Below are 16,530 nucleotides of genomic sequence, written 5' to 3'. Positions count from 1 at the left end.
GCCTTGCAGTTATCCTGCAAGGCTCAATATTTATCGCTTATCTTAGTTCAATAGACTGCAAAACTGCATCTATATTTTATTGATTTAAGTTATGGAGGATGAACTTTTCTCTTTCCTGAGCGTTCCCTTCATCTCACCAGCTTGTCCAATATTTTTATTCAATGGAGGGCTGATCGGAAAAACCTCAGACATAAGCCTCGCCAGTCCAACCAGCAGACTATTAACCTGTTTTCTATTTCGATTTGCCATTAGTTGTCTGTTTTAAATTTTAAGGATTTACCTCAATCTTTGCTGCAGCAGAGATTACGCCCGTTTTGGTATTCTGGATCATTCCAATTACCTCCCAATCCTGTTTCTCTGCATCTTTAGGAAAGCTTAATGTTGCAGTACCAGCGTGTGCTTCTTTCAAAGCAACCATTGCAGTTTTGCGAACGATTTGAATGTGCGAAAGACTACGTCCTTCATTTTCTCCACGTATAACATCTGTATGCCCATTTTTTTGCACCAATGCCAATACTAAGTCTTCACCAGGCTGAACATCTTTCGCTTCATATTTTACAGTTACCGCTTTATCATCTTGCTGACTGCTAAGCGATAAATCTGCGGCATGTTTTACAAGCAACTGCCCATTGATCGCCTTACTAATTTTCGGCTCGTCAGAACCAATAAATTCTTCGGCACCATTAACCACAAGCTGAGGTGTATAAACCTGGGAATTTAACCAGCTACTATATCTTTGCTGTCTCTTGGTATTCTCTGGACTTCCAAAAACATCCTTCCAACCCAGATTATCAAAATAATCTACATGATAACCTAAAACATAAACTGGCTTACCCTTAGATTCACGATCTATTTTAGCCAAAAGTTCTTCTGCAGGAGGGCAACTTGAACATCCTTCTGAAGTAAACAGTTCGAGTACCACAAAACTTTTTCCGTTAATGGGTTGCTGAACAACTTTCTTTGTGGCAGAGCTTGTCCAGATAAACGATGTTAGTGCAACAACTGCAATAATGATCGCATTTATGAGTGCTATTTTTCCAAATGATTTCATAATTCGTATTTCTTTTTCATCAAAAATACTGGCCTATAGCCTGCTGAACCATTAACAAATAGCTGTAATGGACAAATAAGATCGGGAAATAGACGGTGAGCGCTATGAAAATTAAAAGGGGAAGACTGAAGGGATAAGCGGAAAGCAAAATATGGAAAGATTAAAGCTAGGATCTAAAATTACATGGTAAAATTATACTCCAATACTTGCCAATAATCTAATAGTGACAATCAAAACTTTTCACTTTCGACTTTTAACTTTAAACTATTACTCTCCTTTGCTTCCCTTTAAACGGCTACGATGCTCTTTGCCCCACTTTATCATTTCCAGGATAATATCTCCAAAAGATTCGCAATAATCGGTTGAAATATATTCGACCACAACAGGGGTATCATCAATAACCGTTCGCTTGATGAGTTGATTTGCAGTCATTTCTTTAAGTTCTTTGGAAAGCATTCGCGTAGTAATGCCGGGAATACTGCGTTCGATATCTCTAAACCGACGGTTACCATTGCAAATGGAATTAATAATGGGTAATTTCCATTTACCCCCCAAAACGTATAAAGTATCTTGTAAAGCTTGTACTTCTTCCTTCTGATTTCTCGGATCAGACAATACTTCCTTGGCTAATTTTAATCTACTTTCTTCTGCCATGACATACCTACATTTAGTAATACGATTACAAATGTATACCAAATATCTTTGATATTTATATGCCCTCGTACTGATAGAAATATACTACAAGGTTAATGACGCTGAAATGCCTGTTCCAAACAAACAGAGGCCCTATTTTACTCTCCGTTCGCTTTCTTGTATAGCAAGATCATTTATACTGGCAAATCTCTTCTGCATCAGGCCATTTTCATCAAACTCCCAGTTTTCATTTCCGTATGCCCTAAACCATTGGCTATTAACATCGCAATATTCATATTCAAATCTCACTGCAATCCGATTATCTGTAAAAGCCCAAAGCTCCTTTTTAAGTCTGTAATTCAATTCCTTTTTCCACTTTGCGGAAAGAAATTTAACCACCTCTTCTCTCCCATTAATAAATTCTGAGCGGTTACGCCATTCTGTATCTTTGGTATATGCCAGAGAAACTCTTTCAGGATCCTGACTATTCCAGGCATCTTCTGCCAGCTGCACTTTCTGTGTTGCAGTTTCAAAATTAAAGGGTGGAAGAGGAAGTTTTTGTTCCATAATTGCTTTATTTTAAATTTAAGAGCACAATCTATCTTTTGATATAAATCTATCAATAATCATTTTTTATTGTAGCATTTATTACCAAATAAAACATTCAGCATACATATTTTCCCATTCGGGGGTATTTACATTAAAATTTGAGAAACATAAACTATCTTCAATAAAGAATTAATTCTAAAAAAGATGAATTATGCTGAACTGGCATTTACTGATGTCATCAAAAACTTACAGGAAAGGCTTGGAAGCCGCCTGAGTTACGAACGGATGGAAAAATCGAGTTATGTTGATGGCTTAACCGAAGCTGAAACAGACTTTATCGCAGAGATCGATAGCTTTTACCTCGCTTCGTTCGGTGAAAATGGTTATCCCTATATCCAACATCGTGGTGGGCCTAAGGGATTTATAAGGGTAATAGACAAATCTACCATAGGCATAGTAGATTTTGTTGGAAACAGACAGTACATTTCTGCCGGAAATATTTCTATGAACCCTAAGGTTTCACTGATCTTACTCTCCTACCCCTTACGCACCCGGTTAAAAATTTATGCCGAGGCTGAAATTGTGGAACTCAGCGAAGACAACAATCTTTACGATTTTTTACGCCCGAAGGACTATAAGTTTAAGCCAGAAAGAATGATCCTTTTTAAAATTAATGCCTACGATTGGAATTGCCCGCAACATATCAACCCGAAATATACTGTAGAGGAAATAAGAGAGCTCCTTGAGCCACAAAAGCAATACATCGATACATTAGAAAAAGAAATTAAAGCACTCAAAGAAAAATTACAACAGCAGTAAGCATTGAAAAGATAATGAAACTAAAAAAGAGGACAATCATTTCCAATAAAAAACCCACTTAACTCGTTTGTTAAGTGGGTTACTTTTATCTACCTGGATTAGTCGAAAAATCAGTCTTTTTTAATAAATGCCATGGCTGTAATAATTACCAGGCCCAGTCCCGAGACCAATAAATATTTATCAGCATTGTTCCATTGGTAAATCTTCGCGGCAGGACCTATCAAAAACAAACAGATGGCTATAATCAGCAGTACACTTCTCATATTAAACCGGAAGCCTGTTTAGCTCTATGGCATCAGGAGTGACAAAAATTAATGGAACCTTCTCTACATCTACGTAACTGCTATCTAGTCCAAAACTTCGTTCTTCAGATAAACTCAAGCGCTTCAGCACAAAATAGTAATCCATAATGGTGCGTTCGTAGAAGCTTAGATTGGTAAATTTAGAAAGATGCTTTTCTAAAAGTACAAACCTAAAATCGCCGGCAATCTTATGTTTATTTAAGGAAGTATACTGACTGGTAATGTCTACCTCTCCATTTTTTACCAGTTCTTCAACCACTTTACGATAAAGTAGATTTACCCTTTGTTCGATCCTGAATCCTAGTTTAAAGTCTATTCGAATCAATTTACCAGGAATAAGGAATTCTACCTTATAATCCATGGTATAAGGTTCATCCATCACATCTACGTGAACCAGCCAATATACATCAGCCCTTTTAGGTTCCTTTTGGATAATAGAATATATGATTTTGGATTCTATTTCAGTTTTGAAGTTGGCACTGGTTAAATAAACCAATTGTGATGAGTATTTTGGTACGGTTTCATCACCACTTAATTCACTTAAAATTTCGTAATAATCTTCGATCTCCACATATTTAACAAACCTGTTTTTAATCTTACGTGCTACAAACCAGCTCCACATAATGGTAAAAAGAAGTGAACCGATAAGTACGGTTACCCAACCTCCATGAAGAAATTTGGTTAAATTACTGATCAAAAACGTTCCTTCAATAATAACGTACGTAAAGAAGAATGTTGCGACAATATATTTAGGAAAACGCTTACTCCTTAAATAAAAACTAACCAGAATAGTGGTCATTAACATGGCTATGGTAATAGATAAACCATAAGCAGCATCCATACTTTCTGATTTCTCAAAAAGCAATACAATGCCACAGCAACCTATCCATAGCATCCAGTTAATAGAAGGCACATACAATTGCCCCTTGGAAACCGATGGATAAACGATCCTGATTTTCGGCCAAAGATTGAGTCTAACAGCCTCTGAGATTAGCGTAAAAGAGCCACTAATTAGCGCCTGACTTGCAATTACTGCCGCCATCGTAGCCAAAAGCACCATTGGGATCTGAAACTGATCGGGTACAATTTGAAAGAATGGATTCATCTTGGCTCCCGGAACGTAAGAGGAACTGTTTTGTAAAATCCATACCCCCTGCCCGAGATAGTTGAGGATTAAGGTTAGCTTCACAAAAATCCAGCTGATGCGAATATTATTTCTTCCGCAGTGACCTAAATCAGAGTAAAGTGCTTCAGCTCCGGTTGTACATAAGAAAACGCCTCCCAGAATTAAGAAAGCCAGATTGTTAGTTGCTAACAGGTGAATGGCATAATATGGATTAAAGGCCTTTAAAATCGTAAAATCTTTAACAATAAAGCTGAGCCCCAATGTACCCAACACAGCAAACCAAACAAACATAACAGGCCCGAATAACTTGCCAACCAAATTGGTTCCGAATTGCTGGATGATAAATAAAACCGTTAAGATCGAGAGCACGATTGGAATAACCGGCACGTCGAATTTTTTCGTTAAACCCTCAATAGCCGAAGTCACAGTAATACTGGGGGTTATGATACCATCGGCCAGTAACGCGCATCCTCCTACTATGGCAGGCAAAACCAACCACTTGGCCTTTTTCCGTACAAGAGAGAAAAGAGAGAAAATCCCGCCCTCACCTTTATTATCCGCACGAAGAGTAATAATTACGTACTTAACTGTTGTTTGTAGCGTTAAAGTCCAGATAATACAAGAAAGAACTCCTAGTACATTCAAAGGATTGATATCCTGTTTCCCGCCTAAAATAGTAGTAAAGATAGCATTTAGCGTATACAACGGAGAAGTACCGATATCGCCGAACACAATTCCTAAACTAATTAGAACCCCACCGGCGGTTAATGCATTGACATTTTTATGACTTGACACCTTTATGATATTTAGTGCGGCAAAAGTAAACTAACTATAACAAATTAACAACCAAATTATTGTGTTAATTTTAACACTTTGTTTTTTAAAAATTATTGTTAAATTGTGTTAAAATATGGCTTTTGAACAAAATGTTTAATTTCTTTGTTTTAAATTAATACATTTGTATAACAATTTGATGAAACTCTACACTAAGATAACGTTACTCACTAAAATCCTATGCATTCTGTGTATGGTTTTGTTGTGCAACAGCAATTCTTGGTCTCAACAAACTGACTCTATACGCCTTACCCTAAAATCAAGAACAAAAAAAGTAAGTAGGGTGCCCGAAATTAAAGCCAATATCCAGCCGTACAAACCTTCTTACATGTCTATCGGTGGATCGGGAATGTTCAATACCTATTCTACAATTCCTAAAAGTGCAACCACAGCCAACGGAAAAGATAAACTTTTATCTATCGTAAAAATTTATCCAAACCCAGTTGAGGATCAATTAAATATTATTTTAAGCATTGGTAAAGACGGTACGCAAACCACCATTAAAATAATTGATTTATTGGGCAATGAAGTAGTTACACTGGCCAATGAACGTCTTAATGCCGGTGAACAAACCAAAAGTTTTACAATCCCAAGCAGATTAAATGCGGGAATTTACTTTTTGCGCGTTGTAGCAGGCTCTGAAAGCCAGGTAAAACGCATCTCAGTTTTATAACACCATTTTCTTTTCTATTTTTGAAAGGATTTGATCGCTGTCAAATCTAATTCCTCATATTCAAAATTATAAAAGAATGAAAATCATTGCTATTGGACGTAATTACGCAGAACATGCCAAAGAACTTAACAATCCAGTACCTACTACCCCTGTCATTTTCTTAAAGCCAGATACCGCAGTTCTTAAAGACAACAAACCTTTTTATATACCCGATTTTTCTGATGACGTTCATTTTGAATTAGAAGTGGTATTGAAAATCTGTAAAGAAGGTAAGCATATTGCAGAAAAATTTGCAGCCAATTATTTTGATGAGATCGGATTGGGGATTGATTTTACTGCCCGCGACATTCAAAGCAAGCATAAAGAAAAAGGTTTACCATGGGAACTGGCCAAAGCATTCGATAATTCTGCTCCCATTAGTGTCTTTTTCCCGAAAACTGATTATGAAAATCTTTATGATTTAAACTTCGAACTGAAAATTAATAATGAAAGCAGACAAAAAGGCCATACCAAAGACCTCTTATTCTCGTTTGAAAAAATAATCAGCTTTGTTTCTCAATATATCACCCTCAAAAAAGGAGATCTTATCTTTACAGGCACCCCTGAAGGTGTAGGGAAAATTAATAAAGGAGATAAGTTAGAAGCCTGGTTAGAAGGAAAACAACTATTAAATTTTGAAGCAAAATAAGGATGCAGAAAAACGAGAATTCCAAACACATTACCAAATTTGCATTTTTATCATTCCTACTTTTTTCAAGTTTAGCCGTTCAGGCACAGCAGATATTTAGTACTAATAAATACCCGATAACTGACTTCAGACAGCCTCTGGATATCACCCCTCCCGCTTTAGCAGGATCTTTTGGTGAAATTCGAGGCAACCATTTCCATTCTGGTATTGATTTCAGGACTAACCAAAGGGAGGGCTACCCTGTATATGCAGTGGCTGATGGGTATATTTCCAGGTTACGGGTTCAAAACAGCGGTTTCGGGCAAGCGCTTTACATTAACCATCCTAACGGTTTCACCACTGTTTACGGGCATTTACAGCGATTCTCTCCAAAAATTGCTACGATTGTTAAGAACCTGGAATACCAGAAAAAATCGTTTGAGATAGATGAGTTTCCGGATGCAACATTAATTCCTGTACATAAAGGAGAAATTATTGCCTGGTCTGGAAACAGGGGAAGCTCAGGCGGGCCACATCTCCACTTCGAAATTCGAGATACGAAGACAGAGGAAACCATCAACCCACAGTTTTTTGGTATCGCCATTCCAGATAACATACCTCCTATTATTCACGGACTATATGTGTATCGCCTAAATGGCAAAGCTTTTAACGAAAACACGCCTAAGCAAGCTATCGCCATTACAGGAGCTGGCGGCAATTACAAAACTACTGCCCCTATCAGTTTAACCGGAGAAGTGGGATTTGGCGTAATCACTACCGATAGGCACAATGGCATGTCGGGTACCAACGGAGTATATTCTATCCAGTTAGAATTAGATGGAAAAACCATTTACACCTCCGCTTTGGAGCGTTTTGCTTTTGAAGACAGCAAGGCCATCAATGCTCACATAGACTACCCAGCTTATATGAGTAGCAAAAGAAGTATCCAAAAAAGCTTTGTCGACCCTGGTAACCCATTAAAAATCTACAGCAGTCTGGTCAATAATGGTAGGATTAACTTTAATGACGGCCAACCGCATCAGCTTAAGTATATCATTACTGATGCCAAGGGTAACTCCTCTGTTTTGCCTTTTACGGTAAACGCGGGTTCAGCACCTTCAGTTACACCTGCTATTCCGGCAGGTACTATACTGACCTACAATAAGGTTAACGAGTTTAACACCGATGAAATTAAAGCGGTTTTTCCAAAGGGCACCCTGTACAATGATTTAAACTTTAATTACAAAAAGCTCCCCAAGCCAGCCAGCAGCAATGCATGGTCAGCCCTTCATCAAATCCATAACAGGTTTACTCCACTACATATTGGCTTCGATTTATGGATTAAGGCGGATGCTTTGCCTGAAAACCTTAGAGATAAAGCTTTGATTGTAAATTCAAACGGTTCTTCCCAAGGCGGTAGTTTTGACAATGGTTACATCAAAGCAACGCCTAGAAATTTCGGTAGTTTTTACATTGCGGCCGATACCATTGCACCAAGAATTGTTCCTTTAAATATTGCAAATGGCAAAAGTATGGCAGGTTTGCCAAAAATGGCCTTTAGAATCAGTGATAACTTATCTGGAATTAAAAGCTTTAATGGCTTTCTGGATGGAAAATGGATACTCATGGAATTTGATACAAAGAGCGCAACACTTTGGCATAACTTCGATGAGCGAACCAGTCCGGGAAGACATACGCTGGAATTGGTGGTTTCTGACATCAAAAACAACGAGAGAAAATATACTATTTCCTTTTTTAGGTAAAATTAATCCAATAATTGACCAATTATTATCAGGATGCAAGATGTATTAGTAACTTAGCTTATAGTAATACGCGTTAAAAATCAACAAAATAATATGGCAGAGCTAAAAGAAGGTGATCAAGCACCTGCAATTACATCAAAAGACCAGAATGGTAATACTGTTTCTTTAAGTGACTTTAAAGGAAAAACGGTAGTTCTGTATTTTTATCCAAAAGATGATACCCCTGGCTGCACCGCTGAGGCTTGTGATTTTAGAGATAACTATCAAGGTTTACAAGCTAAAGGCATTGTGGTTTTAGGTGTAAGCGTTGATGATGAAAAGTCACATCAGAAATTCGTAACCAAGCACAGTTTGCCTTTTACACTTCTGGCAGATACCGAACAACAAATTGTAAATGATTATGGAGTTTGGGCGGAGAAAAACATGTATGGCAAGAAATATATGGGTACGGTAAGGTCTACCTTTATCATTGATGGAGAAGGTAAAATCAGCCATATTATCAAAAAAGTAGATACTAAAAACGCCACTCAACAGGTACTCGATTTAATCAATAACTAATTAGGTTATAGCAGGTAAAATATTACCTTTGCTAAGTAACACAACCTCTTATTTTATAATTTTAATGAAACATACAATTAAAGAATTAGAAGATATTGCCTCTCAAATCAGAAGAGATATCGTAAGAATGGTTCATGGATGTCAATCTGGCCACCCTGGCGCTTCGCTTGGATGTACAGATTTTTTCACTGCCTTGTATTTTGAAATATTGAACCACAAAACCGATTTCACAATGCAAGGGGCTGGTGAAGATTTATTCTTCCTTTCTAATGGTCACATTTCTCCAGTTTGGTACAGCACATTGGCTCATGCTGGTTATTTCGATAAAAGTGAGTTGGCAACTTTCCGTAAGTTAAATTCAAGATTGCAAGGTCATCCAACTACGCACGAACACTTACCGGGAATCAGAATTGCTTCAGGTTCATTAGGACAAGGCTTATCTGTTGCTATTGGTGCTGCATTGGCGAAAAAACTAAACGGCGATAAATCTTATATTTTTGCATTACTAGGAGATGGAGAATTACAAGAAGGACAAAACTGGGAAGCAGCCATGTTCGCTCCATTTAATAAAGTTGATCATTTAATTGCAACTGTTGATTACAACGGTCAGCAAATTGATGGTCCTACCAGCAAAGTGCTTTCTTTAGATAGCCTTCAGGCTAAATTTGAAGCTTTCGGATGGCATGTAATCAATACAGATGGTAATGATATGCAGGCTATTGTTGAAGGTTTACACTATGCAAAAACTTTGACAGGAAAAGGTAAACCAATCTTAAATTTAATGAGCACACAAATGGGTGCGGGTGTTGATTACATGATGGGTACGCACAAATGGCATGGTACAGCTCCAAATGATGAGCAACTGGCTGCGGCATTGGCTCAATTACCAGAAACTTTAGGGGATTACTAATACAGATTAGAGACAACAGACGGGAGATTTGCGGCAGTTTGTCGATCAATCTCAGATCTAAAATCTCATATCTCATATCTAAAAAACAATGAAAAAATATACATATACAGAAAAAAAAGATACACGTTCGGGTTTTGGTGCTGGCTTACATGAGGCAGGTAAGAAAAACGAAAATGTAGTTGCTTTATGTGCTGATTTAGTTGGCTCATTAAAAATGGATGCTTTCATTAAAGATTTTCCTGAGCGTTTTACACAAGTAGGTATTGCCGAAGCCAATATGATCGGTATAGCTGCTGGTATGACAATCGGTGGTAAAATTCCTTTCACAGGAACTTTTGCTAACTTTTCTACAGGTCGTGTTTACGATCAAATCCGTCAATCTGTTGCTTATTCAAACAAAAACGTTAAAATCTGTGCATCACACGCAGGCTTAACCTTAGGGGAAGATGGGGCAACTCACCAGATATTAGAAGATATCGGTTTGATGAAAATGTTGCCAGGAATGGTGGTAATCAATCCTTGCGACTATAACCAAACGAAAGCAGCAACTGTGGCTATTGCCGAATATGAAGGACCTGTTTACTTACGTTTTGGTCGTCCGGTAATTCCTGTTTTCACAGATCCTGATCAAAAATTTGAAATTGGTAAAGCCTGGATGGTAAACGAAGGTACAGATGTGACCATCATTGCTACCGGCCACATGGTTTGGAAAGCGATTGAAGCTGGAGAGAAATTAGCAGAATTGGGTATTGATGCAGAAATTATAAATATCCACACGATTAAACCTTTAGACGATGAAGCCATCTTAAAATCTGTAAAGAAAACAGGATGTGTGGTAACTTGCGAGGAGCATAACAAATTTGGTGGTTTGGGCGAAAGCGTTTCACGCCTTTTGGTAACAGAACTTCCAACACCTCAAGAATTTGTTGCTGTAAACGATTCATTTGGCGAGAGTGGAACTCCTGATCAGTTGATGTCGAAATATGGTCTTGATGCAGTAAACATTGTTGAAGCTGTTCAAAAAGTGATTGCAAGGAAAAAATCCTAATATTAAATAGAATAATCCACAAAGGCACCAGGAACAGCAGGTTAATCTTGTTGGGCTTAGTGCCTTTGTGGTTAAATACTAAAACTAATGGAACAAATTTTTAATTCTTTCATTAGCTAAGTTTAAAATCAGCCTTAATGAAACAAGTTGAAGATTCGGAAATATTGGCCATGTTTGCTGTCGAGAAAACTCGAAATGAAGCTTTTAACTTGCTTTTAAAAAAATATCAGCAAAAAATTTACTGGCATATTCGCAGATTGGTGCTTAACCATGATGATTGTGATGACCTCTTGCAAGAGGTTTTTGTTAAGGTTTGGAAGAATTTAGATAAGTTTAGAAACGATTCTCAACTTTACACCTGGATTTACCGCATAGCCACCAACGAGTCCATCACTTTTCTCAACAAACAAAAGTTGAAAAACAACACTCCACTAGATGAAGTTTCGACAGAACTTGCTGAAAATTTAGTGGCTTCTTCGTACTTCAACGGTGATAAACTAGAGCTGAAACTCCAGAAAGCCATCCTCACCCTTCCAGAAAAACAAAGAATTATTTTCAACATGAAATACTTTGATGATATGAAGTATGAGGAGATATCGGAGGTTTTAGGCACATCGGTTGGTGCATTAAAGGCTTCTTTTCATATTGCAGCAAAAAAAATCGAAGCTTTTATTACAAATGATGATATTACGTATTAAACCTTTTGCTCTTAATTGTATCATATATCTGTGATGAACGAAAATATAGAAGATAACGATTGGAAAAATGAAGCTCCTACCCTCTCGGCGATGAGTAGAAGAAATCCTTTTGCTGTACCAGAGCAGTATTTTCAGCAATGCAATGAAAATATTTCGGCTGCTATATTTATGGAAGGCTTGAAAAACAAAACCAACCATAATAGTTTTGAAGTACCTGTAGGTTATTTTGAAGATTTAAGCGAACGCATAGAAACCAGAATTGCACTAAGTGAATTACCAGAAGTAAACCATAGCTTTGAGGTTCCTGCCGGATATTTCGAAAGCCTGCAAGACAGAATAAACGCCAAAATTGTTGCCGCCGAACCTAAAAAAGAGGCTAAAATTGTTCCGCTTTGGAAAAGAGGAATGGTTAAATATGCAAGTGCAGCCTGCTTTTTACTCGTATCTACCTTCGGGGTATACGTATACCAAAACAATCAAAATACAGATACACAGCTTCATGCTTCCGATATGGCTAGTGACCAGATGTTATATGATATTGACGAAAATACCATTATCGAGCATTTAGAAACTCAAGAAGCTACAGTATTAAAAACTAATTCTGCCTCAGATACAGAAATGGAAAACTATATCCTGAACAATTTCTCTTCGAATGACTTAACTCAGGAATTTAAAAATTAATGATAAAATGAAAAACCTATTTTTTGCCGTTTTAATGATTTCATTACCGGGTATGCTTTGGGCGCAAAGACCAAAATCGGGAGAGATTGAATCATTAAAAATTGCTTTTTTTACTCAAAAACTGGATCTCTCACCAGAGGAAGCAAAAGTCTTTTGGCCAATATACAATGATATGCAGGCAGAGCAAAATGCGCTTAGAAAGGAACGTTTCCAAAAAATGATTTCTTTCAAAAAAACTACCGAAATTGATAATTTAAGCGATTCTCAAATACAAAGTCTAATTTCCAGTGAGTTTGAAATGAGACAGAAAGACTTGAATCTGGAAAAAAAGTATTATAACAAACTGAAATCTTCACTTCCAATTAAAACTGTAGGTAAGTTTTACAGGGCTCAGGAAGCATTTAAAAGAGAATTGCTCGACAGGTTTAAAGGCAGACCGAGAAATTAGAGAAATAAATCCCAAGCCGATTTACCGGCTTGTTTTTCTTTGCTTCATTGTTTCCACAAGCTCAACTATATTGCTTATGATGGTGTCTGTTCGTTGTTGTTCACTATACCCAAGATGAACACTGATGTATTCGTCTAAATATTTATTATTAAGCAATAAAAGGAAAAAATCATGCAGATAATCTGCCACAGACGAATTAATTTCTATTATTTCTTTCCATATTGTTTTTCTATTATTGAGTAGATAGGTAATATCTTCAAAATCTGTACTCCACCGTCCATCATTACCTCCACGATTTTTAGAAGCCTCAATTTTGGAGGCAAGAAAATATTGAAAACTGTTCTTTGTTCGCAAATCGCGAACAAAGAACAGTTTTTGAATTATTTATAATTGAGTTCTTTTTTCCATAGCAGTCATCCTTTCTGTATTTTTGTACCATGCTTACTCAACGTCAGTTGTTTTTACAACACAATGCACAAACTTCACCTACTCCACTTTTATTGGAATTTGTGAGCGCAAAAGGAATTTACATCTATAATGCAGAAGGTAAAAAATACATGGACCTTATTGCCGGCATCGGTGTAAGCAATGTTGGCCATTGCCACCCTGCTGTGGTAAAAGCCATTCAGCAACAAGCAGAGACCTACATGCACCTGATGGTTTATGGAGAATATGTTCAAAATCCACAGGTTAATTTTGCCAAAGCGCTTGCTGATGTTTTACCGGAAAGCTTAAGCAGTACCTATTTTGTAAATTCCGGAGCAGAAGCTGTTGAGGGAGCCATGAAATTAGCTAAGCGTTACACGGGCAAAAAAGGGTTTGTTGCCTGTAAAAATGCCTATCACGGAAGTACGCAAGGCGCAGAAAGCTTAATGGAAAGTGATTTTTATTCCAATGGTTATGGTCCGTTTCTACCACATGTAAGCTTTATTGAACATAACAATCCTGCTGACCTGGAAAAAATAACCGATGAAACGGCAGCTGTTTTTATTGAGCCCATACAGGGTGAAGCAGGAATCAGAGTGGCAGATTTAGCGTACATGCAAGCATTGAAAGCAAGATGCGAAGCGGTGGGCGCTCTTTTGATATTTGATGAAATCCAGTCTGGATTTGGCAGAAGCGGAAAGTTGTTTGCCTTTGAGCATTACAACGTGGTTCCCGATGTACTTTTACTGGCAAAAGGTATTGGGGGCGGTATGCCTATCGGAGCGTTTATCAGTTCTTTAGAAATCATGTCAGTTTTGTCAAACAACCCCATCCTGGGGCACATGACAACTTTTGGCGGCCATCCGGTTTGTTGTGCCGCCGGTTTAGCTACCTTAAACACCTTAATTGAGGGAGATGTTGTTAGGCAGGTTGAAGAAAAGGGACAATTATTCAAACATCTTTTACAACATCCGGCAATAAAAGAAATACGGGGAAAAGGCTTAATGCTCGCCGTAGAATTTGAAGATTTTGAAACCAACAAGCAAATTATCGATGCTTGTATTGAAGATGGAGTAATTTCTGACTGGTTTTTACACTGCAGCAATTCCATGCGCATTGCTCCACCGCTAATCATTACGAAAGAAGAAATTGAAGCGGCTTGTAACATTATCCTAAAAAACGTAAATTCAGTGCTTCAGCTTAAGGCTCAATAACTAATAGCATTTTACCCTAAAAACAAACCCTCCTACGATAATGAATGTACTGATTGTTGAAGATGAAAAGAGCCTCGCCCTGGAAATGGATGAGTTCTTAAGCAACGAAGGATTTATTATTGAACATGCCTGGAAAAAGTCTTCCGCTGAGGAAAAGATCTTTGTAAACAATTATGATTTTATTCTTCTGGATTTAGGGCTTCCGGATGGGGATGGTTTTGAAGTGCTTAAACAACTGAAAAGTTTAAAGGACCGGGATGATGCCATTATTATCCTTACTGCCAGAAGCGCGGTAGACGACCGTATAAAAGGGCTTGATGAAGGGGCAGATGATTATCTTCCAAAGCCTTTCTCCCTAAACGAACTCCTCGCCAGGATGCATGCCATCACCAGAAGAAAACACAAACTGGAGAAAAATGAGATCAATATCCATGGATTTCTCTTAAATATCCAGAACAGAACGGTGTCTTTTAAAGAGGAAAGGTTAAATCTAACCAAAAAAGAGTTCGAAATATTTAACTATCTGGTATTGAATAAAAATAGAGTAGTCTCTCGCATGAGCTTAACAGAGCATGTATGGGGCGATATTCTGGAAGTAAATTCAGACTCTAACTTCGTTGATGTTCATGTTAAAAACCTTCGGAAAAAACTTTCTTCGCTTAGTCCGACAGATTGGTTTGAAACGGTTAGAAGTATTGGATACAGGATTAACTATACCTAAGGCCCTAATACAATCAGCTGAATGAAGTTACAGGTCAAATTTTCGTTGTACAATGCGATAACCAAGATTACAATTGTTCTGGTATTAGGTGCGATTATTCTGTTTTCATTGGACAGACTGGCCTACAACCAGCTCGATAACCGAATTCTCAAAAAGAAAAATAAGATCATTGAACATCTGAATGATAAAGAGATTGACAGCCTGTTAAATAACGAACAATCTTTCACTGATTATAACATTTTAAAGGAGGAGTTTATTATCCTGACAGACATTCCGGATAACCAGAAAAAATCTGAAGCGGTAATTTTTACGGAAAAGAGAGAAATTGAAGGCGATGTTGAAGTATACCGGATCCTCAATTATAAGTTCCTGTACCACACCAATTGGTATAACTTAGAGATTGGTGAAACCATGACTGCACTGGGTTCAATTAAAAACTCCATTCGTGGCTATACCTTGGTCGTTCTGGTAGCTGCCTTACTCATTACACTTATTGCTGATTTCACGTTTTCCAACTTCCTGCTAAAACCCTTTTATCTGATTATAGATAAAAAAATCAACCGTGTGGATGATCCCGCGCATTTCAATTACGAAAATATCCCTACCAATACAGACGATTTTAAGATCCTCGATAATAGTGTAAACTCGTTAATGCGAAAAATAAACACATTATTTGCGCTTGAAAAGCAGTTTATAGCCAATGTATCGCATGAACTACTTACGCCAATATCAATCTTGAGTACGCGTTTTGAAAATATGCTTAATACTCCAGGTATCCCGGAAGAGCATGAAAATAAGATATATGCCTCATTGAAAACGCTCAACCGTTTAAAGGTCATTATCAACAGCCTTTTACTGATCTCCAAAGTAGAGAATAACCAATATTTAAAAACAGAGGAAATCAGTTTAATACAGGAGTTGGATGATATTTATGAAGATCTCGAAGATCGGATCCTGGATCGCAAAATTGTATATTCATTAGATATTGAAGAAGATTTCAGGTTTACAGGTAATAAAGCATTGATTCATACCTTATTAATCAACATCATTAACAATGCCATAAAATATAACCTGGAAGGTGGAAGCATATCCATTAAGGGGCAAAAAAACACGCTGGGTTTTGTACTTCAGATTATTGATACGGGTATTGGAATGAGCAAGGCACTGGCGGATAATGCGTTTGACCGTTTTAAAAGGGGTAACACCGATGAGAATGGTTTTGGTCTTGGTTTAGCCATTGTACATAGTATCGCTAAATTCCATAAAATAGATATTGATGTACAATCAGAAGAAGGCAAAGGAACCAGCATTTCGCTAATCTTTGGAGTTGACTCTACTAACGGATAGTAACAAATTAATTCGGATAAGATTCTGATTATCCAGCACTGTAAAGCAACCTGCATATGCTC

General features: G+C 37.4%; 18 protein-coding genes. 13 read left to right on the top strand and 5 right to left on the bottom strand.

Annotated elements, in window-relative coordinates:
- Positions 1–84 precede the first annotated feature (84 nt).
- From BMX11_RS24265 to BMX11_RS08045, 4 genes are all read right to left on the bottom strand, one after another.
- Positions 85–249, bottom strand: coding sequence for a hypothetical protein (locus BMX11_RS24265; RefSeq protein ID WP_175474506.1), 165 nt, complete (start codon positions 247–249; stop codon positions 85–87).
- Between the two features lie 19 nt (positions 250–268).
- Positions 269–1,051, bottom strand: coding sequence for a DUF1223 domain-containing protein (locus tag BMX11_RS08055; RefSeq protein ID WP_090883274.1), 783 nt, complete (start codon positions 1,049–1,051; stop codon positions 269–271).
- 267 nt (positions 1,052–1,318) lie between these two features.
- A complete protein-coding gene (locus tag BMX11_RS08050; protein WP_090883272.1) occupies positions 1,319–1,705 on the bottom strand; it encodes a winged helix-turn-helix transcriptional regulator in 387 nt (128 codons plus the stop codon).
- 132 nt (positions 1,706–1,837) lie between these two features.
- On the bottom strand, positions 1,838–2,251 hold the full coding sequence (locus BMX11_RS08045; protein ID WP_090883270.1) for a nuclear transport factor 2 family protein: 414 nt from the start codon (positions 2,249–2,251) through the stop codon (positions 1,838–1,840).
- A gap of 186 nt (positions 2,252–2,437) precedes the next feature.
- Here BMX11_RS08045 and BMX11_RS08040 point away from each other — a divergent pair, with 186 nt between their 5' ends.
- Entirely contained in the window at positions 2,438–3,052 is a 615-nt protein-coding gene (locus tag BMX11_RS08040; protein ID WP_090883268.1) for a pyridoxamine 5'-phosphate oxidase family protein, read from the top strand.
- A gap of 264 nt (positions 3,053–3,316) precedes the next feature.
- On the opposite strand, the gene BMX11_RS08035 is transcribed toward BMX11_RS08040, so the two are convergent.
- Positions 3,317–5,275, bottom strand: coding sequence for a KUP/HAK/KT family potassium transporter (locus BMX11_RS08035; protein ID WP_090883266.1), 1,959 nt, complete (start codon positions 5,273–5,275; stop codon positions 3,317–3,319).
- A gap of 322 nt (positions 5,276–5,597) precedes the next feature.
- Here BMX11_RS08035 and BMX11_RS08030 point away from each other — a divergent pair, with 322 nt between their 5' ends.
- The 12 genes from BMX11_RS08030 (at position 5,598) to BMX11_RS07970 (ending at position 16,468) form a co-directional block, all read left to right on the top strand.
- Entirely contained in the window at positions 5,598–5,987 is a 390-nt protein-coding gene (locus tag BMX11_RS08030) for a T9SS type A sorting domain-containing protein (protein ID WP_245738611.1), read from the top strand.
- A 76-nt stretch (positions 5,988–6,063) separates the two neighbouring features.
- On the top strand, positions 6,064–6,675 hold the full coding sequence (locus BMX11_RS08025) for a fumarylacetoacetate hydrolase family protein (RefSeq protein ID WP_090883262.1): 612 nt from the start codon (positions 6,064–6,066) through the stop codon (positions 6,673–6,675).
- Positions 6,676–6,677: 2 nt separating this feature from the next.
- Complete coding sequence (locus tag BMX11_RS08020; RefSeq protein WP_090883260.1) at positions 6,678–8,417, top strand: M23 family metallopeptidase; 1,740 nt, start codon at positions 6,678–6,680, stop codon at positions 8,415–8,417.
- A 93-nt stretch (positions 8,418–8,510) separates the two neighbouring features.
- The gene (bcp, locus tag BMX11_RS08015; protein WP_090883258.1) at positions 8,511–8,975 is read left to right on the top strand and encodes a thioredoxin-dependent thiol peroxidase; all 465 of its coding nucleotides are present in this window, start codon (positions 8,511–8,513) and stop codon (positions 8,973–8,975) included.
- A gap of 64 nt (positions 8,976–9,039) precedes the next feature.
- Positions 9,040–9,885: a transketolase gene (locus BMX11_RS08010; protein ID WP_090883256.1), complete on the top strand. Its 846-nt coding sequence runs from the start codon at positions 9,040–9,042 to the stop codon at positions 9,883–9,885.
- An 88-nt stretch (positions 9,886–9,973) separates the two neighbouring features.
- Positions 9,974–10,933 (top strand): transketolase family protein, encoded by a 960-nt coding sequence (locus tag BMX11_RS08005; protein WP_090883254.1) that lies wholly within the window; start codon positions 9,974–9,976, stop codon positions 10,931–10,933.
- Between the two features lie 137 nt (positions 10,934–11,070).
- Positions 11,071–11,631 carry an RNA polymerase sigma factor gene (locus BMX11_RS08000; RefSeq protein WP_090883252.1) on the top strand — a complete coding sequence of 187 codons (561 nt, stop codon included), beginning with the start codon at positions 11,071–11,073 and terminating at the stop codon, positions 11,629–11,631.
- 33 nt (positions 11,632–11,664) lie between these two features.
- Positions 11,665–12,312 (top strand): hypothetical protein, encoded by a 648-nt coding sequence (locus BMX11_RS07995; protein WP_090883250.1) that lies wholly within the window; start codon positions 11,665–11,667, stop codon positions 12,310–12,312.
- A gap of 7 nt (positions 12,313–12,319) precedes the next feature.
- Positions 12,320–12,760 carry a hypothetical protein gene (locus BMX11_RS07990; RefSeq protein ID WP_090883248.1) on the top strand — a complete coding sequence of 147 codons (441 nt, stop codon included), beginning with the start codon at positions 12,320–12,322 and terminating at the stop codon, positions 12,758–12,760.
- A 437-nt stretch (positions 12,761–13,197) separates the two neighbouring features.
- The gene (locus tag BMX11_RS07980) at positions 13,198–14,400 is read left to right on the top strand and encodes an aspartate aminotransferase family protein (protein WP_090883244.1); all 1,203 of its coding nucleotides are present in this window, start codon (positions 13,198–13,200) and stop codon (positions 14,398–14,400) included.
- 40 nt (positions 14,401–14,440) lie between these two features.
- Complete coding sequence (locus tag BMX11_RS07975) at positions 14,441–15,121, top strand: response regulator transcription factor (protein WP_090883242.1); 681 nt, start codon at positions 14,441–14,443, stop codon at positions 15,119–15,121.
- Between the two features lie 21 nt (positions 15,122–15,142).
- On the top strand, positions 15,143–16,468 hold the full coding sequence (locus tag BMX11_RS07970) for a sensor histidine kinase (protein ID WP_090883239.1): 1,326 nt from the start codon (positions 15,143–15,145) through the stop codon (positions 16,466–16,468).
- The last annotated feature ends 62 nt before the right edge of the window (positions 16,469–16,530 follow it).

It is taken from the genome of Pedobacter rhizosphaerae (assembly GCF_900111155.1).
Taxonomy (GTDB): domain Bacteria; phylum Bacteroidota; class Bacteroidia; order Sphingobacteriales; family Sphingobacteriaceae; genus Pedobacter; species Pedobacter rhizosphaerae.
This window is presented reverse-complemented; position numbering and strand designations above follow the sequence as displayed.